The following is a 19,490-nucleotide window of genomic DNA, read 5'->3' as shown; positions in this document are numbered from 1 at the left end:
CGCCCAGGGTGGCACGCTGGTGGGCCGTTGGTCGCCTGCTTTCCGCGGATGTCGGCGGCTGCCGCTACGGTGGACCCGTGTCCGAGACCCCGCTCCCCGATGTCGCTGCCCTCTCGTACGAGCAGGCCCGTGACGAACTCGTCCAGGTCGTCGCCCGCCTCGAGGCCGGCGGCGAGACCCTCGAGGCGAGCCTCGCGCTCTGGGAGCGTGGCGAGGCGCTGGCCGCGCGCTGCCAGGAGTGGCTCGACGGCGCTCGTGAGCGTCTTGACGCCGCGACCCGTGAGGGCCGGGCTGCGGATGGGGACGAGGCGTGACCCCTCACGAACCACTGCCGACGACGGGTTCGACGCCGGTCCTCGCAGGGCCGGCGGGTCGTGCGCTCGTCGTCGGCGAAGCTCTCATCGACACGGTGCGGCGCACGGACGGCTCGGTCGACGAGCACCCGGGCGGCAGCCCGGCGAACGTCGCGCTGACGCTCGGTCGGCTCGCGCGTGACGTCGAGCTGCTCACGTGGATCGGCGAGGACGCGTACGGAGCGATGGTGCGCCGCTGGCTCGAGGGGTCCCGTGTCGGGCTGCACCTCGGCTCGACGGGCGCACCGGAGACGTCGATCGCGACCGCGACGCTCGACGCGTCAGGCACCGCGAGCTATGACTTCGAGATCGAGTGGCGGCTGCCGCACCGCATCGACGTCGCCCCGGACACGCTCGTCGTTCACACGGGGTCGCTCGCGACCGCCCTCGCGCCGGGTGCCGACGCGGTCGCGGACCTGCTCGCCGTGCAGCGGCGCGTCTCGACGGTGACGTTCGACCCGAACGTGCGGCCCGCGATCCTCGGGCGGCCGCTCACGGCCGCGCCGGGCGTCGAGCGGTTCCTCATGCTCGCGGACGTCGTCAAGGTCTCGCACGCGGGTCTTGCGTGGCTCTACCCGCACCGGGACCCCGAGGTCACGGCGGCACTGTGGCACAAGCGGTCGGGGGCGATCGTCGTCCTCACGCGGGGTGCTGACGGCGCGAGCACATGGTCCGCGGCGGGTCGCGTCGACGTCCCCGGCGTCCCCGTCGAGATCGCCGACACGGTCGGCGCGGGCGACGCGTTCACGGGCACGCTCATCGACGGCCTGTGGAGCCACGACCTGCTCGGCGCGCCGCGCCGTGCGGCGCTGCTCGCCATCGAGCCCGACCTCCTGCGGGACGTCGTCGCACGTGCGGTGAAGGCCGCAGCGATCACGACGTCACGTGCGGGCGCGAACCCGCCGCGACGCGCGGAGCTCGACGGGCCCGAGCCCGTCTGACCAGCGAGCCCTCCCACCGGCGGTCCACCTGCCAGAACGGCCGTCCCGCGTGTCGGACGTCACATGGACGGACCTGCGGCAACCGGAGGACAGGCGCACAATGACGAACATGAACGCGACCACCTCCTCGACCAAGCCCACCGAGTCCCCCGCCGCTGCATGGCGGGCGCTCAAGGCAGGCAACGCGCGCTTCGTCTCCGACACGATGCTCCATCCGTCGCAGGGCGCCGCGCGGCGCGCCGAGCTCGCCGTCGCCCAGAACCCCTTCGCGGTGATCTTCGGCTGCTCCGACTCGCGTGTCGCCGCCGAGATCATCTTCGACCAGGGCCTCGGCGACGCCTTCGTCGTCCGCACGGCCGGCCACGTCCTCGACACGACCGTCATCGGGTCGATCGAGTACGGCATCGGCGTGCTCGACGCTCAGCTCATCGTCGTCCTCGCGCACGACTCGTGCGGTGCGATCGCCGCCGCGGCGCACACCCTCTCGACGGGCGATCAGGCCGACGGGTTCGTGCGCGCGGTCGTCGACCGCGTCATCCCGTCGATCGTCGGCGCGACCGCCGAGGGCGTCGACTTCACCGACCCCGACACCCTGCGCCGCCAGCACGTGCGCCACACCGTCGACCAGCTCTACGGGTACTCGGCCGCGATCAAGGCCGAGGTCGACGCGGGAACGGTCGCGATCGTCGGCGTCGAGTACACCCTCGCGGACGGCCGCGCGACACTGCTCTCCGTCAAGGGCGACGTCGGCGAGGAGCCCGTCACCCTCTGAGGAGGAGCGCGGCGGTGTGACCCAGGTCCCGATTTTCACGGCGCTTCCCCGGTCGAGACCGGGGCGCGTCGTGCGGCACGATGGACCTATGACTGACAACGCCGTCGGCGACGCGCCGATCCCTGCCCAGGACGCTGACTTCCGCATCGAGCACGACACGATGGGAGAGGTCCGCGTCCCCGCTGCTGCGCTCTACCGCGCGCAGACGCAGCGGGCCGTCGAGAACTTCCCGATCTCCGGCTCGGTGCTCGAGCGCGGCCACATCGAGGCGCTCGCGCGCATCAAGAAGGCCGCCGCCCGCGCCAACGCCGAGCTCGGCGTCCTCCCGCAGGACGTCGCCGACGCGATCGTCGCAGCCGCCGACGAGGTCGCGACCGGCCAGCACGACGCGCACTTCCCCGTCGACGTCTACCAGACAGGCTCAGGCACGTCGTCGAACATGAACACGAACGAGGTGCTCGCGACCCTCGCGACCCGCCACCTCGGCCGCGAGGTCCACCCCAACGACCACGTCAACGCGTCGCAGTCGTCGAACGACGTCTTCCCCACGTCGGCGCACGTCGCCGCGACCGCGGGCGTCGTCGGCGACCTCGTGCCCGCGCTCGAGCACCTCGCCGAGGCGATCGGCGCGAAGGCCACCGAGTTCGCCGGGGTCGTCAAGGCGGGCCGCACCCACCTCATGGACGCGACGCCCGTGACGCTCGGCCAGGAGTTCGGCGGCTACGCGGCCGCGATCCGCTATGGCATCGAGCGCCTCGAGGCCGCGCTCCCCCGCGCGGCCGAGGTCCCGCTTGGCGGCACCGCTGTCGGCACCGGCATCAACACCCCGGCCGGCTTCCCGCAGCGTGTCATCGCACTCCTCGTCGAGGACACGGGCCTGCCCCTCACCGAGGCGCGCGACCACTTCGAGGCGCAGTCCTCGCGCGACGGCCTCGTCGAGCTCTCGGGCGCGCTCCGCACGATCGCGGTCTCGCTCACGAAGATCTGCAACGACATCCGTTGGATGGGCTCGGGCCCCAACACGGGCCTCGGCGAGATCTTCATCCCCGACCTGCAGCCGGGCTCGTCGATCATGCCGGGCAAGGTCAACCCCGTCGTGCCCGAGGCCGTTCTTATGGTCGCGGCGCGCGTCGTCGGCAACGACGCGACGGTCGCGTGGGCGGGCGCGTCGGGCTCGTTCGAGCTCAATGTCCAGATCCCCGTCATCGCGTCGTCGATCCTCGAGTCGATCCGTCTGCTCACCAACGCGTCGCGCGTCCTCGCGGACCGCACGGTCGCGGGCATCACGGCGAACGAGGAGCGGGCGCGCGCGCTCGCCGAGTCGTCACCGTCGATCGTCACGCCCCTCAACCGCGTCATCGGCTACGAGGCGGCCGCGAAGGTCGCCAAGCACGCCGTCAAGACGGGCGTCACCGTCCGTCAGGCGGTCGTCGACCTCGGCTTCGTCGAGCGCGGCGAGGTCACGGAGGCGCAGCTCGACGAGGCGCTCGACGTCATGAGCATGACGCGCCCGCCGCAGGCCTGACCTGCTGGTGCGCGCGGCCCCGGACTCCTCACGGCGTCCGGGGCTGCGTTGCGTCCGGGGCGAGCCCGACGCCGCGTCCGGGGCAGAGTCCGGCTGCTCTTCCGACCTCCACGCGGTTTTCAGTGCGGGTTCTTCTCCATCGCGAGGGCCGCGACGAGGCCGACCGCGAGCACTCCCGCCGCGAGCAGCATCGTCTGACCCACGGCCGTAGCGAAGCCTGCGTGCACCGCGCCGAGCACGACCTCCCGCACCTGCGCGGCGACGTCGGCGGGCACGCCCGCGGGGGGGGCGAACGCACCCGCCGCACCGAGCCCGCTGCTGAGCGACGGCGCAAGGCTCCCGACGACCTCGCGCACGTCGTCGGGCAGCCCCTCCGACGCGCGGGCGAGCGCCGCGGGGATCTCGACGGCGATGCGCGACGTGAGTGTCGCGACAATGACGGCGGAGCCGATGACACCACCCACCTGGCGGTTCATGTTGAACGCGCCCGCGCCGGCTCCGGCCGTCGCGGGGGCCAGGCCCGACGTCGCGAGCGCCGCGAGCGGGGAGAACAGCATGCCGGTGCCGACGCCGAAGAGGGCCATCGGCGGGTAGACGCGCCACACCGAGATGCCGGGCTCGACGACGAGCGCGACCCACGCGACGGACGTCACGAGGAAACCGAAGCCTGCCGCGACGACCCACTTGCCGGGGACCCGGTCCGCGAGCCGTCCCGCGAACGGCGCGACGATGCCGGAGAGCACCGATCCCGGCAGGTTGACGAGCGCCGCGTGGAGCGCGCTGAGGCCGAGCACCTGCTGGAGGAACAGGGTGAGCGGGAAGAAGATGCCGATCATCGCGAACGACGCGACGGCTCCGCCGACGTTCGCGAGCGCGAATGTCCGGTGCGTGAAGAGCGTGAGCGGCAGGAGCGCGTCCGGCCCACGCCGCTTCTGCCAGGCGAGGAACGCCGCGGTGACGACGGCTCCCGCACCGAGGATCCACCAGACCGTCACGGGCCCGATGACGCGCCCCCACCCGAAGCTCTGCCCCTCCTGGATCCCGAAGACGAGGAGGAAGAGGCCGACGACGGACAGGACGACGCCGAGCATGTCGAACGACCGCGAGTGCGTCGGAAGCGTCGGCAAGCTGCGGACGGCGAGGACGAGCGCGACGATGCCGACAGGGATGTTGACGTAGAAGATCCACTCCCAGCCGATCGTCTCGACGAAGAGCCCGCCGAGGAGCGGCCCGGCGATCGTCGCGAGGCCCGCGACCGAGCCCCACACGCCCATGGCGGCGCCGCGACGCTCGCGCGGGAAGACGCGCGTGATCATCGACATCGTCTGCGGTGTCATGAGGGCCGCGCCGACGCCCTGGACGGCACGCGCGGCGACGAGCAGCTCGATGGACCCGGCGAGCCCGGAGAGGCCGCACGCGAGCGACGAGAGCGTGAAGACGACGAGCCCCCAGACGAAGACGGGGCGTGGCCCGAAACGGTCACCGAGGCGGCCCGTGACGAGGAGGAGCACCGCGAAGCTCAGGAGGTAGGCGCTGTTGACCCAGCCGACGGTCGTGAGGGTCGCATCGAACGCTGTCTGGAGGGTCGGGACCGCGATGTTGACGATGGTCGTGTCGACCATGATGACGAAGAAGCCGAGGCAGAGCGCCGGGAGGATGCTCCACGGGCTGCGTCCGCCAAGGTCGACGAGGGCCACCGTCGGCGCGGGCGGCGTCGGCGTGGGCGTCGTGGGCGCGGGCGTCGTGGGGGTGGGCGTCGTGGGGGCGTGGGGGTCGTGGCTCACGGTGCAGGTTAACCACGTCGCGTCAGCACGGACAACGGTGTCCGCGCCGCGCAGCCCGCGTCGTGCCGCGCCCAGCCGGCCTACGCCGTGACGTCCTCGAGGAGCTGGGTGACGAGCGCCGCGACGGGCGACCGCTCGGAGCGGGTGAGAGTGACGTGCGCGAAGAGCGGGTGGCCGGCGAGCTGCTCGACGACCGCCGCGACGCCGTCGTGCCGTCCGACGCGCAGGTTGTCGCGCTGCGCGACGTCGTGCGTGAGGACGACGCGCGAGTTCTGCCCGATGCGCGACAGGACGGTGAGGAGGACGCCGCGCTCGAGGGACTGGGCCTCGTCGACGATGACGAACGCGTCGTGGAGGGAGCGTCCGCGGATGTGCGTGAGGGGTAGGACCTCGAGGAGGTCGCGGGCGAGGACCTCCTCGACGACCTCCTTGGCGACGACGGCGCCGAGGGTGTCGTAGACGGCGTCCGCCCACGGGTTCATCTTCTCGGCCTCGGTGCCGGGCAGGTAGCCGAGCTCCTGGCCGCCGACCGCGTAGAGCGGCCGGAACACCATGATGCGGCGGTGCTCGCGCTTCTCGAGGACGGCCTCGAGGGCGGCGCAGAGTGCAAGCGCGGACTTGCCGGTGCCGGCGCGTCCGCCGAGAGAGACGATGCCGATCGACGGGTCGGCGAGGAGGTCGATCGCGATGCGCTGCTCCGCGCTGCGGCCGCGCAGCCCGAAGACCTCCTGGTCACCGCGGACGAGCTGGACGTGCTTGTCGGCGGTGATGCGGCCGAGGGCGGAGCCTCGTGGGGAGTGGAGGACGAGGCCCGTGTGGACGTGCGGCGTCGTCGTCTCCTGGAACGCGGTGAGGGTTGCGGGCGGCAGGTCGCTCAGCGGGAAGGACTCGTGCTCCCAGAGCGTGGCCATCGTCGCCTCGGGGACGTCGAGCTCGGCGATCCCGGTGTGGCCGGGTTCGGTGGCCTGCTCGGCGCGATACTCCTCGGCGGTGAGGCCGCACGCGGACGCCTTGATGCGCATCGGCAGGTCCTTGGAGACGACGGTGACGTCGGCGCCCTCGGCGGCGAGGCCCGCGGCGACAGCGAGGATGCGGGAGTCGTTGTCGCCGAGCCGGAAGCCCGCGGGGAGGACGGCCGGGTCGATGTGGTTGAGCTCGACGCGCAGGGTGCCGAGGCCTGCGCCGAGCGGCAGGGGGCGGTCGAGGCCGCCGTGGCGGACCCGGAGGTCGTCGAGCGCGCGCAGGGCGGCGCGGGCAAAGTAGCCGAGCTCGGCGTGGTGGCGTTTGGCCTCGAGCTCGGTGACGACGGTGAGGGGCAGGACGACGTCGTGCTCGGCGAAGCGTCGCAGGGCGGCGGGGTCGGCGAGGAGGACGGAGGTGTCGACGACGAACGTCCGCACGGGACCCTCACCTCCCTCCGTGCGCGTGGTCCGGGTGACCGTCGTGCTCGTGGGGTTCATGCGAGGCTCCCTGCGCTGGGGGCCGGCCTGGGTGGTCGGCCCGGGGGCGCCGGACGACGGTGTGTCGTCCGTCACAGCCAAACTACAGCGGTGTCGTTCGTCGGGGAAGAGAGGGGCGGGCGAACACGCGCCGAACTCCGGGCGCACACCGGGCCTAGGCTCGGAGCATGAGCGAGCTCCACGACCTCACAGCCCTCGAGACCGCGGAGGCGATCCGCCGTCGCGAGACCTCCCCGACGGAGGTCGTGCGCCATGCGCTCGACCGCGCCGAGCGTCTCGGCCCGCAGGTCGGCGCGTTCGTCACGCTCACGCCCGAGCGGGCGCTCGCCGAGGCCGCGGAGGCCGAGAGGGTCCTCGCTGCCGCCAACGACGCGCGCAGCCTCCCACCGCTGCTCGGCGTCCCGTGCCCCGTTAAGGACCTCACGATGGTCGCGGGCGTGCGCTTCACGGCGGGGTCCGCGCTCCTCGCGGACAACGTCGCGGACGTCGATGACGGCGTCGCCACGCTCCTCGCTCGTGCGGGCACGGTGATGCTCGGCAAGACGACGACGCCCGAGCTCGGCCTGCCCTGCTACACCGAGCCCGACGGCACTCCCCCGGCACGCACGCCGTGGGACACGACGCGCACGGCTGGCGGCTCGAGCGGCGGAGCGGCCGCCGCGGTCGCGGCGCGCATCGTCCCGGTCGCCCAGGGCAACGACGGCGGTGGCTCGATCCGCATCCCCGCGAGCGCGTGCGGGCTCGTCGGGCTCAAGCCGAGCCGCGGGCTCGTGAGCCCGGGCCCGTGGGGCACGGACGGGGCGGGTCTCGCGAGCAACGGGGTGCTCACGCGCGACGTCCGGGACACGGCCGCGTTCCTCGACGTCCTCGCGCACCCGTGGCCGGGAGACATGGTCGAGACGCGTCGCCCCGCGGGCGGCTTCCTCGCGGCGCTCGACGCGCGCCCGCGTCGGCTGCGCGTCGGGCTGCTGACGACGCCGCTCATCACGGCCGACGCCGTCGTCCACCCGGCGTGCGTCGCAGCGGCGGAGCGGACGGCGGACGACCTCGCGTCGCTCGGCCACGACGTCGTCGAGGCGCCGGTGCCGTTCGCCGCCGAGGCGTGGGACGCGTTCGCCGCGCTGTGGTCGGTCATGGCCCTGCAGGTCCCCGTGCCGCCCGAGGCCGAAGGCATGCTCCGACCCCTCACGCGCTGGTTGCGGGAGAACGGCAGGCGCGTCACGGGCGTCGAGCACGCCGACGCGGTCGTCGCTCACCAGCGGCTCGTGCGGGCCGTCGGGCAGGCGTGGGAGGACCTCGACGTCGTCGTCACGCCGACGCTCGCGCAACCGCCCGTCCGTCCCGACGCGCTACGCGACGACGCGGACCCTGCCGCGGACTTCGCGGCGCAGACGCGCTTCACGCCGTGGACAAGCGTGTGGAACCTCACGGGACGTCCGGCGGTGTCGCTCCCGGTCGCGCAGCTCGACGTCGACGGGACGACGCTACCGATCGGCGTGCAGCTCGGCGGCCGCCTCGGTCATGACGCGGAGCTGCTCGCGCTCGCGCTGTGGCTCGAGGAGATCCACCGCTGGCAGGACCGCCGCCCGCCGCTGGCCTGACCTTGGACTGACCTTGGCCTGACCTTGGACTCACACGGCCTGACCCTGGCCGGACAGCTTGCCCCTCACGGGCTCTGCCCTCCGTAGCCGTTGGCGCAGCCGATAGCGGATCCGTACGCGTCCTGCGTACGGATCCGCTATCGAGCGCACGCGCCCCTGGGTGGATAGCCGATCCGCCCACGTCACGTGGTCCGATCGGCTATCGGGCCGCTGGGGGCGGAGGCGGGTCAGGCGTCCGTGCGCTCGGGGGAACCGACGAGGTGCGCCGCGATCGTGCTCGCCCACTCGCGCACCGCGGCCATGTCGCGGCGGTCGCCCTGCTTGCCGCGAGCCGCGGCGATGATCGCGCGCTCGGAGAAGTTGAGGACGCTCAAGTCGAGTTTGCCGGGGAAGTGCCGGTGCGCGACGGCCCCCGTGACGTTCATGCGGTCGACGGTCTCGGCGGGGCGGTTCGACGCCTTGGCCGGCGAGTCCGCGAGCCCCGAGGAGAATAGCCACACGGGCAGCGCAGCCAGCTCAGCGGCGCGCTTGTCGACGAGGTCCCGGGCGTCCGCGAGCCAGCGGCCCGTGTAGACCGCCGAGCCGACGACGACCGCGTCGTAGCCGTCGAGCGACGCGACCTCGCCCGCCGGGCGGACGTCGCAGCCGAGGCCCGCGCCACGCAGGACGTCACCGATCTGCTCGCCGATCTCGAGCGTGCTGCCATGGCGTGACGCCACCGCGACCAGAACCAACATGTGAGTCTCCTTGCAGACTGCCGGATGGATACGACCCCTCGCACTCCGTCCGTCCAGTGTTTCCCACGTCGTCCGCCTGAGGCTGGGCCTGAGGTCCCCCACGCACGGCCGCGCGCGTCACAGCGGCCGCAGCCGTCGTCGAGGCTGCTCGCACGACGGCCCGGGCCTGCGACGGGTGCTGCGAGCGGGCCGACGCTCAGAGGTCGAGGACGCGTCCGCTCGGCGGTGCTGCAGGGTCGCCGCGCCCGTCGCGCCGGCCGCGGACGGCGTCGCGCGGGTCGAGCGGCTCGAGCCCGGGAACCCACACGGGGGCGTCCGGTGTGCCGTCGGCGGGCGCACCGGCCGTGGCTCGGGGTCCGGGTGGTGGTGCAGGCGACTCGAGCCGTCGGCCGCTGTCCGGGTCGGGATCCCCGTGACCGAGGCGCCCCCACGAGCGTCCGCGCACGGGCGGCCTCGGCGTGGCAGGGGGCGGTGTCGGCGTGGTGGGCAGGCCCGCGGCGAACGGGTCGCTCGCCGGGACCTCGAAGCGACCGCCGACCGCGGGGCCGGGCCGGCCCTGCGCCGTCGGACCGCCGGGACCACCGGGGCCGCCGAGGACGCTCGCGATCATCGAGCGCTCGCGCGCGGCCTCGCCGTCGGCGAGGCCGCGCATGCGCGCCGTGTGATCGACGTAGACGTGGAACAACGAGCCGAGCCGCACGGCCCAGACGAGCACGGAGATCCCGGCGGCGGCGTCCGTCGAGAAGTCGAGCCCACCGCCGAAGCTCATCGACACACCGGCGGCGATGCCCCAGACGACGGCCCACGACTCGTCGACCGAGCGGCGCGCGGTGTGGAACTGGCGCAGCGCGTGGATGCCGAACCACGCGAAGGTGAAGCAGCCGAGGGTCGCGACCGTGAGCCAGAAACCCACGCGCTCGCCCCTGTGCCATGTGCTGTCCGCGAGCCGGTCCTCGGCGCTGCGGACGCGGTCGAACGCCATCAGTAGGCCACCCTCCGCCCACGGACGTCGTCGGGTGCGAGCTCGGGGTGCAGGGGAACCCCGGGCTCGTCGACGAGGCTCGCGGCGACGGCCCGCGAGGCCGCCCACTCGCGCGTGCGCGCGATCTGCTCGGCCTGCGTGACGGACAGCGGGACGGTGTTGACGACGGCACGACGCACGTCGTCGACCGTGAGCGCGCGTCGTCCCGCGTACGCGTCGAAGCATGCGGAGACGACGGCCTGCTCGATCTCTGCCCCCGAGAACCCTTCGGAGCCGGCGACGAGGTCGCGGAGCAGACCGGCCGTCGGGGCGGCCGCAGTGCCGAGCTCATGGCCTGCGGCGAGCCGCCGGTCGAGGTGGAGCCGCCAAATCTCCTCGCGCTCCGTGGGCGTGGGCAGGTCGACGAAGAAGATCTCGTCGAAGCGTCCCTTGCGGAGGAACTCGGGCGGCAGGGCGTCGATCTTGTTGGCGGTCGCGATGACGAAGACGGGCGCGGTCTTCTCCTGGAGCCACGTGAGGAACGTGCCGAAGACGCGCTGACTCGTCCCCGAGTCCCCCGACTGCGACTGGCCCGCGGAGCCGAAGCCCTTCTCGATCTCGTCGATCCAGAGGATCGACGGCGCGACCGCCTCGGCGAGGCGGAGCGCCTCGCGCATATTCTGCTCGGACGACCCGACGAAGCCGGCGAAGACCTTGCCGACGTCGAGGCGCAGGAGCGGCAGGCCCCAGAGCGTCGACGAGCATTTCGCGGTGAGCGACTTGCCGCAGCCCGGCACGCCCGTGATGAGGATCCCCTTGGGCGCGGGCACGCCCCAGCCGGCGGCCTGCGGCAGCCACGACCCCTGGCGTGTGACGAGCCACCGCTTGAGGTTGTCGAGCCCCCCGACGTCCTCGATCGTGCCGGACGGCGGCACGAACTCGAGGAGCGCGGACTTGCGGATCGTCTGACGCTTCTCCTCGACGACGCGCGCGATGTCGTCGCGCGAGAGGACCCGGTCGCCGGCGATCGCCCGGGCGAACGCGTTCTCGGCCTCCCAGCGGGTGAGGCCGCGCGCGGCCTGGAGGAGGTTCTCGCGGTCCGTCGACGTGAGCTCGACGCGGATGCCGCCCGCGTTCGCGTCGCAGATCGCGTCGAGCACCTCGCCGAGCTCATCGGTGTCGGGAAGCGGCAGGTCGACGACGGAGACGACCTTCTCGAGGTCCGTCGGCAGCTGGAGCGACGGCGAGACGATGACGAGGGTGTGGGCGACGTCGCCCGCCTTGAACGCGGCTGCGACGTCGAGGAGCGCGCGCACGAGGATCGGGTCAACCTCACGACCGTTGCCGCCGAGGAAGTGGTGGAGGTCGTTGAAGACGAAGATCGTCGGCACGGGCGTCGACATCGCGGCGGTGAGCGCGTCCTCGGGGACCTGGGCGCGGCCGGGGTCGCCGGGGTGGTGGAGGCCGCGGGAGAGGGAGTAGGCGAGGACCTGGCGCTGAGTGCGCAACGCGGTGGGGTCCTGCGCGATCGAGACGACGGCCGCCATGACGCGCTCGGTCTCATGCGTCTCGACGAGGACGACGGGGTGGCGTGCGCGCAGCAGGTCGAGGAGCGACTCCCGGAACTTCTGCGACGTGCTCGGAGCTCCTTGCGGGTTCATGACGGCCCCTCCCTCGTGCGCGCGGTCCGCGCGCGTGCCTGCCCCGGTCAAGATAGCGCAGTAGATTGCTCGCATGGCGACGCTCTTCACACGCATCATCGACGGCGAGATCCCTGGACGGTTCGTGTGGTCGGACCCGGTCGCGGTGGCGTTCGCGACGATCGCTCCGATCACCCCTGGGCACGTGCTCGTCGTCCCCCGGGCGGAGGTCGCGTCGTTCACGCACGCGGACGACGGTCTGCTCGCGCACCTGTCCCGGGTCGCGGCCGCGATCGGGCGTGCGCAGGAGGTGGCGTTCGAGGCGCCGCGCGCGGCGCTCCTCGTCGCCGGCTTCGAGGTCCCTCACCTGCATCTTCACGTGCTGCCTGCGTGGGGCGAGGCAGAGCTGTCGTTCGCGCACGCGAGGTCGGACGTGCCGGCCGACGAGCTCGACGACGCGATGGAGCGGGTGCGCGCCGCGCTGCGTGCGGGCGGCGAGGGAGCGCACGTCCCGCCGACGCTCGGCGCGCCCGACTGAGACGTCCGTCACGGTCCGCGCACGGGACCGCATGACGAACAGACGCGCGCCGGGCGCGACGAAGGTCCTATGGTCGGGGACGTGACCCATCAGGAATCCACCCCCACACAGCCGGACGAGCGCGGGACGGCACGGCACGAGATGCCGGACGAGCTGCGCGCGGACGTTCGTCTGCTCGGCGGCATGCTCGGTCAGATCCTCACGGAGTCGGTCGGCGAGGACCTCCTCGACGACGTCGAGCGTCTGCGCTCGCTGACGATCGCCGCGTACGACGAGGACGGCTCCGCGTCGATCGAGGCGGCCGAGGCTCTCATCGAGACGTTCTCGCTCGAGCGTGCCGAGCAGGTCGCCCGAGCGTTCACGTGCTACTTCCACCTCGTTAACCTCGCCGAGGAGCACCACCGCGTGCGCATCCTGCGGCGTCGCGAGGCCGACACGGGCGCGGTGTCGGCCGTCAACGACGACGTGCAGTCGGCGGTCGCGCGGCTGCGCGACGAGGTCGGCGCGGAGGAGACTGCGCGGCGTATCCGTGCGCTCGAGTTCCGGCCCGTGCTCACGGCACACCCGACCGAGGCCCGTCGTCGTGCCGTGGCCGCGGCGATCCGTAGGATCACGGAGCTCCTCGCGGAGCGCGACGTCCAGGCGATCGGCGGTATCACGCTCGCGGACAACCACCGTCGTCTGCTCGGCCAGATCGACACGCTGTGGCGCACGGCGCCACTGCGCTCGTCGAAGCCGTCGCCGCTCGACGAGGTCCGCACCGCGATGAACGTCTTCGACCAGACGCTCTTCGAGACCTTCCCCGTCGTCTACCGTCGCTTCGACGACCTGCTCAACGGTGAGGACGCGGGGCTCGTCGAGCCGCGGGTCGCCCCGTTCGTGCGGCTCGGCACGTGGATCGGCGCGGACCGGGACGGCAACCCTAACGTCACGGCCGCGATCACGAAGCAGGCGGCGGCGATCGCGAACGAGCACGTGCTCGTCGCGCTCGAGCGCGTCGTCGCGGAGCTGGGGCGCAGCCTCACGCACGACGGCGACTCGACGCCCGGCTCGGCCGAGCTCACGGCGCTGTGGCGCACGCAGACGCGCATGGCTGAGGAGCTCACGCGGGAGATCGCGGTGCGGTCGCCCAACGAGCCGCACCGTCGGGTGCTGCTCGTCGTCGCGGAGCGTGTGAGCGCGACGCGTCGTCGTGACGCGGACCTCGCCTACCGCACGTCGGACGAACTTCTCGCGGACCTTCTCGTCGTGCAGCGCTCGCTCGTCGAGGCGCGTGCGACGCGTGTCGCGTACGGCGACCTCCAGCAGGTCATCTGGCAGGTGCAGACGTTCGGCTTCCACCTCGCGGAGCACGAGGTGCGGCAGCACTCGCAGGTGCACCGCGAGACGCTCGCGGAGATCGCGGAGCATGGGGTCGACGGTCCGCTCTCGGAGCGTGCGGTCGAGGTGCTCGACACGTTCCGGGCGATCGCGTTCGTCCAGGACCGCTACGGCGTTCCGGCCGCGCGACGCTACATCGTGTCGTTCACGACGTCGGCGGAGGACCTCGGCAACGTCTACGAGCTCGCACGTCACGCGCTCGGCGAGGACGCAGACCTGCCCGTGCTCGACGTCATCCCGCTCTTCGAGACGTTCGCGGACCTCGAGGCGTCGGTCGATGTGCTCGAGGAGTACATCACTCAGCCCGAGGTCGTCGAGCGGCTCGCGGCGACGGAGCGTCGTCTCGAGGTCATGCTCGGCTACTCCGACTCCTCGAAGGACGTCGGCCCGGTGTCGGCGACGCTCGCGCTCTACGACGCGCAGCAGCGCATCGCCGACTGGGCGCAGCGCAACAACATCACGCTCACGTTGTTCCACGGACGTGGCGGCGCGCTCGGCCGTGGTGGCGGCCCGGCGAACCGCGCGATCCTCGCGCAGCCGCCCCACTCGGTCGACGGCCGTTTCAAGCTCACGGAGCAGGGCGAGGTCATCGCGGCGCGGTATGGCGACCCGGCGATCGCGGCCCGGCACATCGACCAGGTCGCAGCCGCGACGCTGCTCGCGTCCGCGCCGAGCAACGAGCAGCGCAACTCCGAGGCTGCGGAGGCCTTCGCGGGCATCGCCGCGGTCATGGACACGGCGTCGCGCAAGCGGTTCTTCGACCTCGTCCACTCCCCCGGATTCCCCGCGTGGTTCGCGCAGGTGACGCCTCAGGAGGAGGTCGGGCTGCTGCCGCTCGGCTCGCGCCCTGCGAAGCGTGGTCTGTCGATCAACTCGCTCGACGACCTCCGTGCGATCCCGTGGGTCTTCGCGTGGTCGCAGGCGCGCATCAACCTCACGGGCTGGTTCGGCCTCGGGACGGCCCTCGCGGCCGTGGGCGACGTCGACGAGCTGCGCCGCGCGTACGAGAGCTGGCCGTTGTTCTCGACGATGATCGACAACGTCGAGATGTCGCTCGCGAAGACGGACGAGCGCATCGCGGCCCGTTACCTCGCGCTCGGCGACCGTGAGGACCTCGCGGCGCTCGTGCTCGAGGAGATGGCGCTCACCAAGGAGTGGGTGCTGCGCACGACGGGCAAGGATCGGATGCTCGCGAACATGCGCGTGCTCGGCCGGGCGGTGCAGATGCGCAGCCCCTACGTCGACGCGCTCTCGCTCATCCAGGTGCGCGCGCTGCGGTCGCTGCGTCTCGACGACAACCGGTCGGAGGAGGAGATCGCGCGGATCAAGCGGCTCCTGCTCATCACGCTCAACGGTGTGGCTGCCGGTCTCCAGAACACGGGCTGAGCCTCCTGCACGGCACATCGACGCCGGGTCGCGCACATGCGCGGCCCCGCGTCGTCGTCTCGGGAAGGAACGGTGCGGGCGCCGTTCCACGTGGGCCGGGCGAGCGCCGGGAACACCGCGGTGAGACACCCGGACCACAGGGGCACCCTAAAGGTAGGATGTTTCAGCGCCCACCCTCCCCGGCCCCGACGGGCCGGACCTCCGCGGAAGGAACCCCCAGTGCCGCAGCCCGGCCCGGCAGGCCACCACGACACCCCTCGCCCGATCGACCGGATCACGAGGCGCGCTCTCGTCGTCTGGGGTGTCGCGCTCCTCGCCTACGTCCTCGCCGTCGCGGCCCGCTCGTCGCTGTCCGCGACCGGCGTCGAGGCCGCCGTCCGCTTCGGCACGACCTCGTCTGCGCTGTCGTCGTTCGCAGTGCTCCAGCTCGTCGTCTACGCCGGACTCCAGGTGCCCGTCGGCTCGTTCCTCGACCGCTTCGGTCCCCGCCTCTCGCTCACGGTCGGCTGCGCGCTCATCGGCGTCGGCCAGATCCTCCTCGGCCTCGCCGACTCCGTGCCCGGCGCCGTCGCCGCCCGCGTGCTCGTCGGCTCGGGCGACGCGTTCGTCTTCATCCCGGCCGTGCGCCTCTTGCCCGCCTGGTTCCCCGCGCGCACCGTCCCCGTCGCCACGCAGGTGACGGGTCTCGTCGGCCAGCTCGGCCAGCTGCTCTCGCTCGGTCCGTTCGTCGCGCTCGTCGCCCTCCACGGGTGGACGGCCGCGTTCGCGTCGGCCGGGTCCGTGACCCTCCTCGCCGCGGTCCTCGTCGTCCTCGTCGTGCGCGACGCACGGCCCGTCTCGATTGACATCGACCTCACGGACCGAGATCCGGGGTCCGGCACGGACCGGACGACGGACGAGGCCCCGCCCGTGCTGCGTGACGCGGTCGTCGCACCGACGCCCGACGCCCCGTCGCTGCGCCGCACGCTTCTCGACCCCGGAACCCGCGCCGGGTTCTGGCTCCACTTCGTCTCCGCGATGCCCGCGTACACGTTCGTGCTCCTGTGGGGCTTCCCCTACATGACACGCGCCGAGGGACTGTCGGACGAGACCGCGCTCAGCATCCTCTCCGTGTACGTCGCCTCGGTCATCGTCGTGAGCCCGCTCGTCGGCCTCCTCTCCGCCCGCTGGGCCGAACGGCGCCTGCGCCTCGTCCTCGGCGCCGTCAGCGTGCAGGTCGCGGCCTGGGCCGTCGTGCTCGGCTGGCCCGGGCCCGTGCCGGCCGGCGTTCTCGTCATGCTCGTCGTCGTCATGGGCGTCTCGGGGCCCGCGTCGCTCATCGGGCTCGACCAGGCGCGCACGACCGTGCCGCTGCGTTCGCAGGGCGTCGCAACCGGCATGGTCAACGCGGGCGCGTTCGTCGCGAACCTTCTCGCGATGGGTGTCCTCGGCGTCGTCCTCGACCTCGTGGGAGAGACGAGCCCCGCGCTGTTCTCCGACCGTGGCTTCACGCTCGCGTGGCTCTCGCTCGCGCCGATCCTCGTCGTCGGGGTGGTCATGGCGGTGTCCGAGGACGGGCGGCTCCGCCGGCACCTCGAGACGCTCCCCCGCCCCTGATGTCCCGCGCGAGGCTCAGCGCGTGCCGAGCGTGACGACCTGGCCCGTCGCGGCCGCACGGTGCGCGGCCGCGACGACGTCGAGCGTCACCGCCGCGCTCTCGACGCTCACCGGGACGGGCCCGCGTCCCGCGGCGGCCTCGGCGAGCTGCGCGTAGAACGCGCCGTGGTCGCCGGGGACGAGCGGCACGTCGCTCGTCGTGGTCCCGTCGGGACCGCCCGCCGTGAGCGTCATCGTGCCCGCGGGGGTGCGCGCACCCCACAGCGTGCCGTCGTCCGTGAGGCCGTCGCCCACGGGGCGGCGGCCGGCCCGCAGCGCGACCTCCTGCGGGTCGAGGCCCCACGACTCGGCCTGGCCGTGGGCGCCGACGACACGCAGCCGCGGCCCGGGCACCGGCACGAGCGCGCTCACGGCGAGGTGCGAGCGCGCCCCGCCGACGTGCGTGAGCGCGACGAACGCGTCGTCGTCCGCGCCGACGCCCGCGCGGCGCACGTCGGTCTCCGCGTAGACCGTCGCGACCGGACCGAGCACGTCGAGCGCCTGGTCGACGAGGTGCGTGCCGAGATCGTGGAGCAGCCCCGGCAGGTCCGCCGGGTCGGCGGACTCGCGCCAGCCGCCGCGCGGCACGGGCCGCCACGACTCCCACCGGGCCTCGTAGCGGAGGACCTCCCCGAGCGCTCCCTCGCCGAGGAGGCGGCGCAGCGTGAGGTGGTCGTCGTCCCACCGACGGTTGTGGAACACGGTGAGAAGGGCGCCGCGCGCGTCGGCAAGCTCACCGAGGCGTCGCAGCGTCGCCCCGTCGGGCGCCGCCGGCTTGTCGACGACGACGCCGAAGCCTCGCTCGAGCGCGGCACGTGCGAGCGGTACGTGCGTGCGGTTGGGGGTCGTGACGACGACGACGTCGACGCCCGCCCGCCACAGGGCGTCGGCGTCGGGCAGGACGCGCGTCCCGGGGTAGCGGCGTCCGATCTCCTCGGCGGCCGCCGCGCGGCCCGTGACGACCGCCGTGAGCTCAAGCCCCGGGGTCGACGCGACGAACGGCGCGTGGAACGCGGCCCCACCGAGCCCGTAGCCGAGGATCCCGACCTTCGCCGCTGCCATGCGCTGCCTCCTCATCGTCGTGGACGTGCGAGGCCATCCTCGCACCCCGCCCGCACCGGCGGGCCGCTCGAGCGTGTGCGGGGCTAGGGTCGACGGGTGAAGAGCCTTCGCCGTCCCGCCCCGCGCCGCGCCGCCGTCGTCCTCACCGCTGCCCTCGCCCTCGCCGCGTGCGGCCCGCAGGCGTCCGAGGAGCCGGCCGCCCCATACGTCGCGGACGACGGCAGCTACCACGTGCCCGTGCTCGCGCGCGACATGCGGTTCCACCCGCAGGAGATCGCGGTGCCCGAAGGTCGCAGCCTCGTCATCGAGCTCAAGAACGTCGACGGCATGCCGCACGACCTCGTGACGGCGAGCGGGCTGCAGACGCCGCTGCTGCCCCGGGGAGAGACTGCGACCCTCGTCGTCGGGGTCGTCGACGGCACGCTCGACGCGTGGTGCGCCGTCACGGGGCACCGCGAGGCCGGCATGGTCATGACGATCACCGGCTGACGCACCCCTCGACGTCGACTCTCTTGACACCAAGACGTCCGGACGCGCTGCCACACCCGCGGGGACACGTGTCACCCGCACGAATCGGGGACCAACGGCCTGGGAGCGCGGGGACCATCGGCCCGCTCTCCCCGCGAGCGGGGTGGAATAACTGGAGGTGAGAGAACCACAGGGCTCAGAGAAGGGCAGGACGATGCTGGACGTCCTCGTCATCGGAGGCACGGGCCTCCTCGGCTACCACACCGCGCGGGAGCTCGTGCGCCGCGGCTACCGCGTCACCTCGCTGTCGCTCCCGCCGGTGCCGGCGGACGGCCTCTTCGACGATCTCGGCGGTGAGCCCGTCGTCGAGCTGCTCGGCGACATCACCGAGATGTCGGATGGCGAGCTCGCGAACCTCCTCGCTGGCAAGCACGCGGTCTTCTACGCGGCCGGCGCCGACGAGCGCGTCGTGCCCGACGCCCCGTCGGCCCACTACTTCTACAACGCGAACGTGCGCCCCACGCAGCGCGTGGCCCGCGCCGCCCGCCGGGTGGGCGTCGAGCGCTTCGTCCTCTACGGCTCCTACACCGCCGAGTTCGGCGAGCTGTGGCCCGAGCTCGGCTACCGCACCCGCAACGGCTACCCGCGGACGCGCCTCGCGCAGGAGGAGGTCGCGTACTTCGAGGGCGACGGTGCGATGGCGGTCATGACGCTGCGTCTGCCGTACATCTTCGGCCAGATGCCCGGCCGCATGCCGCTGTGGGAGATGTTCGTCAACCGGGTCGCGGCGACCGAGGGCGCGGTCCACGTCCAGCAGGGCTCGACGTCTGCCGTGACGGTCCGCCAGGTCGCGCAGGCCGCGGTCGGCGCGATGGAGCAGGGCGAGCACGGCGGTCGCTACGCGATCAACGACTACGACCTCTCCTACCGCGAGCTCAACGAGATCATCTGCGCCGAGCTCGGCCGCGACGTGTCCGACGTCGTGACGGTGCCGCTCGAGGCAGTCCTTCCGGCGATGGAGCAGTACGACGTCGCGACGGCGGCCGCCGGCAAGGAGCACGGCATCCACCTCGTCGATGCCGCGATCTTCCAGGACCGTGCCGCGGTGACGGATCCCGCGGTCACGCAGGGTGTGCTCGGGATCGTCCACGAGGACGTGCGCGCGGAGATCGTCGCGACAATCCGCACGATCATCGCGCTCCAGAAGTCCTGAGCACGCGCCGACGGCGCCGTCCCCCGCAGGGTAG

The 19,490-nt window shown here is 73.0% G+C and carries 16 protein-coding genes; 10 read left to right on the top strand and 6 right to left on the bottom strand.

Translation table 11 applies throughout. The features are described 5' to 3' along the window. Positions 1 to 77: 77 nt before the first annotated feature. The 4 genes from C1729_RS13230 to C1729_RS13215 all read left to right on the top strand — a co-directional run bounded on the left by C1729_RS13230 (position 78) and on the right by C1729_RS13215 (position 3,591). Positions 78 to 314, top strand: a complete 237-nt coding sequence (locus tag C1729_RS13230) for an exodeoxyribonuclease VII small subunit (protein ID WP_102510345.1) — start codon at positions 78 to 80, stop codon at positions 312 to 314. After that, positions 311 to 1,294, top strand: coding sequence for a PfkB family carbohydrate kinase (locus C1729_RS13225; protein ID WP_242493843.1), 984 nt, complete (start codon positions 311 to 313; stop codon positions 1,292 to 1,294). The genes C1729_RS13230 and C1729_RS13225 overlap by 4 nt, the downstream gene beginning before the upstream one ends. 109 nt (positions 1,295 to 1,403) lie before the next feature. Beyond that, complete coding sequence (locus tag C1729_RS13220; RefSeq protein WP_102510702.1) at positions 1,404 to 2,066, top strand: carbonic anhydrase; 663 nt, start codon at positions 1,404 to 1,406, stop codon at positions 2,064 to 2,066. An 88-nt stretch (positions 2,067 to 2,154) separates the two neighbouring features. Continuing rightward, positions 2,155 to 3,591 carry a class II fumarate hydratase gene (locus C1729_RS13215; RefSeq protein ID WP_102510344.1) on the top strand — a complete coding sequence of 479 codons (1,437 nt, stop codon included), beginning with the start codon at positions 2,155 to 2,157 and terminating at the stop codon, positions 3,589 to 3,591. 119 nt (positions 3,592 to 3,710) lie between these two features. On the opposite strand, the gene C1729_RS13210 is transcribed toward C1729_RS13215, so the two are convergent. Continuing rightward, positions 3,711 to 5,375, bottom strand: coding sequence for a DHA2 family efflux MFS transporter permease subunit (locus tag C1729_RS13210; RefSeq protein WP_340637955.1), 1,665 nt, complete (start codon positions 5,373 to 5,375; stop codon positions 3,711 to 3,713). An 80-nt stretch (positions 5,376 to 5,455) separates the two neighbouring features. Beyond that, positions 5,456 to 6,835, bottom strand: a complete 1,380-nt coding sequence (locus C1729_RS13205; protein ID WP_102510343.1) for an RNA 5'-3' helicase PhoH2 — start codon at positions 6,833 to 6,835, stop codon at positions 5,456 to 5,458. A 167-nt stretch (positions 6,836 to 7,002) separates the two neighbouring features. Here C1729_RS13205 and C1729_RS13200 point away from each other — a divergent pair, with 167 nt between their 5' ends. Beyond that, entirely contained in the window at positions 7,003 to 8,436 is a 1,434-nt protein-coding gene (locus tag C1729_RS13200) for an amidase (protein WP_102510342.1), read from the top strand. A gap of 227 nt (positions 8,437 to 8,663) precedes the next feature. Here the strand turns inward: C1729_RS13200 and C1729_RS13195 are convergent, their stop codons facing one another. From C1729_RS13195 to C1729_RS13185, 3 genes are all read right to left on the bottom strand, one after another. Beyond that, positions 8,664 to 9,173, bottom strand: a complete 510-nt coding sequence (locus tag C1729_RS13195; protein WP_102510341.1) for a flavodoxin domain-containing protein — start codon at positions 9,171 to 9,173, stop codon at positions 8,664 to 8,666. Positions 9,174 to 9,369: 196 nt separating this feature from the next. After that, complete coding sequence (locus C1729_RS13190) at positions 9,370 to 10,155, bottom strand: hypothetical protein (protein ID WP_102510340.1); 786 nt, start codon at positions 10,153 to 10,155, stop codon at positions 9,370 to 9,372. Beyond that, positions 10,155 to 11,795, bottom strand: a complete 1,641-nt coding sequence (locus tag C1729_RS13185; protein ID WP_102510339.1) for an AAA family ATPase — start codon at positions 11,793 to 11,795, stop codon at positions 10,155 to 10,157. The genes C1729_RS13190 and C1729_RS13185 overlap by 1 nt, the downstream gene beginning before the upstream one ends. Positions 11,796 to 11,868: 73 nt before the next feature. Here C1729_RS13185 and C1729_RS13180 point away from each other — a divergent pair, with 73 nt between their 5' ends. The 3 genes from C1729_RS13180 (at position 11,869) to C1729_RS13170 (ending at position 16,674) form a co-directional block, all read left to right on the top strand. Beyond that, positions 11,869 to 12,312, top strand: a complete 444-nt coding sequence (locus C1729_RS13180) for an HIT family protein (protein ID WP_102510338.1) — start codon at positions 11,869 to 11,871, stop codon at positions 12,310 to 12,312. A 141-nt stretch (positions 12,313 to 12,453) separates the two neighbouring features. Further along, positions 12,454 to 15,078 carry a phosphoenolpyruvate carboxylase gene (locus C1729_RS13175; RefSeq protein ID WP_102510700.1) on the top strand — a complete coding sequence of 875 codons (2,625 nt, stop codon included), beginning with the start codon at positions 12,454 to 12,456 and terminating at the stop codon, positions 15,076 to 15,078. 219 nt (positions 15,079 to 15,297) lie between these two features. After that, positions 15,298 to 16,674, top strand: a complete 1,377-nt coding sequence (locus C1729_RS13170; protein WP_165375508.1) for an MFS transporter — start codon at positions 15,298 to 15,300, stop codon at positions 16,672 to 16,674. Between the two features lie 15 nt (positions 16,675 to 16,689). Here the strand turns inward: C1729_RS13170 and C1729_RS13165 are convergent, their stop codons facing one another. Further along, positions 16,690 to 17,775 carry a Gfo/Idh/MocA family protein gene (locus tag C1729_RS13165; protein ID WP_102510336.1) on the bottom strand — a complete coding sequence of 362 codons (1,086 nt, stop codon included), beginning with the start codon at positions 17,773 to 17,775 and terminating at the stop codon, positions 16,690 to 16,692. Between the two features lie 96 nt (positions 17,776 to 17,871). Here C1729_RS13165 and C1729_RS13160 point away from each other — a divergent pair, with 96 nt between their 5' ends. Together C1729_RS13160 and C1729_RS13155 are read left to right on the top strand one after the other, a co-directional pair. Next, positions 17,872 to 18,264, top strand: a complete 393-nt coding sequence (locus C1729_RS13160; protein WP_102510335.1) for a cupredoxin domain-containing protein — start codon at positions 17,872 to 17,874, stop codon at positions 18,262 to 18,264. Between the two features lie 193 nt (positions 18,265 to 18,457). Beyond that, a complete protein-coding gene (locus C1729_RS13155; protein WP_102510334.1) occupies positions 18,458 to 19,456 on the top strand; it encodes an NAD-dependent epimerase/dehydratase family protein in 999 nt (332 codons plus the stop codon). The last annotated feature ends 34 nt before the right edge of the window (positions 19,457 to 19,490 follow it).

The organism is Sanguibacter massiliensis (genome assembly GCF_900240335.1).
GTDB classification, from domain to species: Bacteria; Actinomycetota; Actinomycetes; order Actinomycetales; family Cellulomonadaceae; genus Flavimobilis; species Flavimobilis massiliensis.
Note: the sequence above shows the minus strand (reverse complement) of the source record. Positions and strands in the feature narration are given on the sequence as shown.

Bases quoted from the DNA above. Each gene is read 5' to 3' on its own strand.
- C1729_RS13155 (WP_102510334.1), top strand. From the start codon at position 18,458: ATGCTGGACGTCCTCGTCATCGGAGGCACGGGCCTCCTCGGCTACCAC.
- C1729_RS13165 (WP_102510336.1), bottom strand. From the start codon at position 17,775: ATGGCAGCGGCGAAGGTCGGGATCCTCGGCTACGGGCTCGGTGGGGCC.
- C1729_RS13215 (WP_102510344.1), top strand. From the start codon at position 2,155: ATGACTGACAACGCCGTCGGCGACGCGCCGATCCCTGCCCAGGACGCT.
- C1729_RS13200 (WP_102510342.1), top strand. From the start codon at position 7,003: ATGAGCGAGCTCCACGACCTCACAGCCCTCGAGACCGCGGAGGCGATC.
- C1729_RS13190 (WP_102510340.1), bottom strand. From the start codon at position 10,155: ATGGCGTTCGACCGCGTCCGCAGCGCCGAGGACCGGCTCGCGGACAGC.
- C1729_RS13205 (WP_102510343.1), bottom strand. From the start codon at position 6,835: ATGAACCCCACGAGCACGACGGTCACCCGGACCACGCGCACGGAGGGA.
- C1729_RS13180 (WP_102510338.1), top strand. From the start codon at position 11,869: ATGGCGACGCTCTTCACACGCATCATCGACGGCGAGATCCCTGGACGG.
- C1729_RS13220 (WP_102510702.1), top strand. From the start codon at position 1,404: ATGAACGCGACCACCTCCTCGACCAAGCCCACCGAGTCCCCCGCCGCT.
- C1729_RS13185 (WP_102510339.1), bottom strand. From the start codon at position 11,795: ATGAACCCGCAAGGAGCTCCGAGCACGTCGCAGAAGTTCCGGGAGTCG.
- C1729_RS13195 (WP_102510341.1), bottom strand. From the start codon at position 9,173: ATGTTGGTTCTGGTCGCGGTGGCGTCACGCCATGGCAGCACGCTCGAG.
- C1729_RS13175 (WP_102510700.1), top strand. From the start codon at position 12,454: ATGCCGGACGAGCTGCGCGCGGACGTTCGTCTGCTCGGCGGCATGCTC.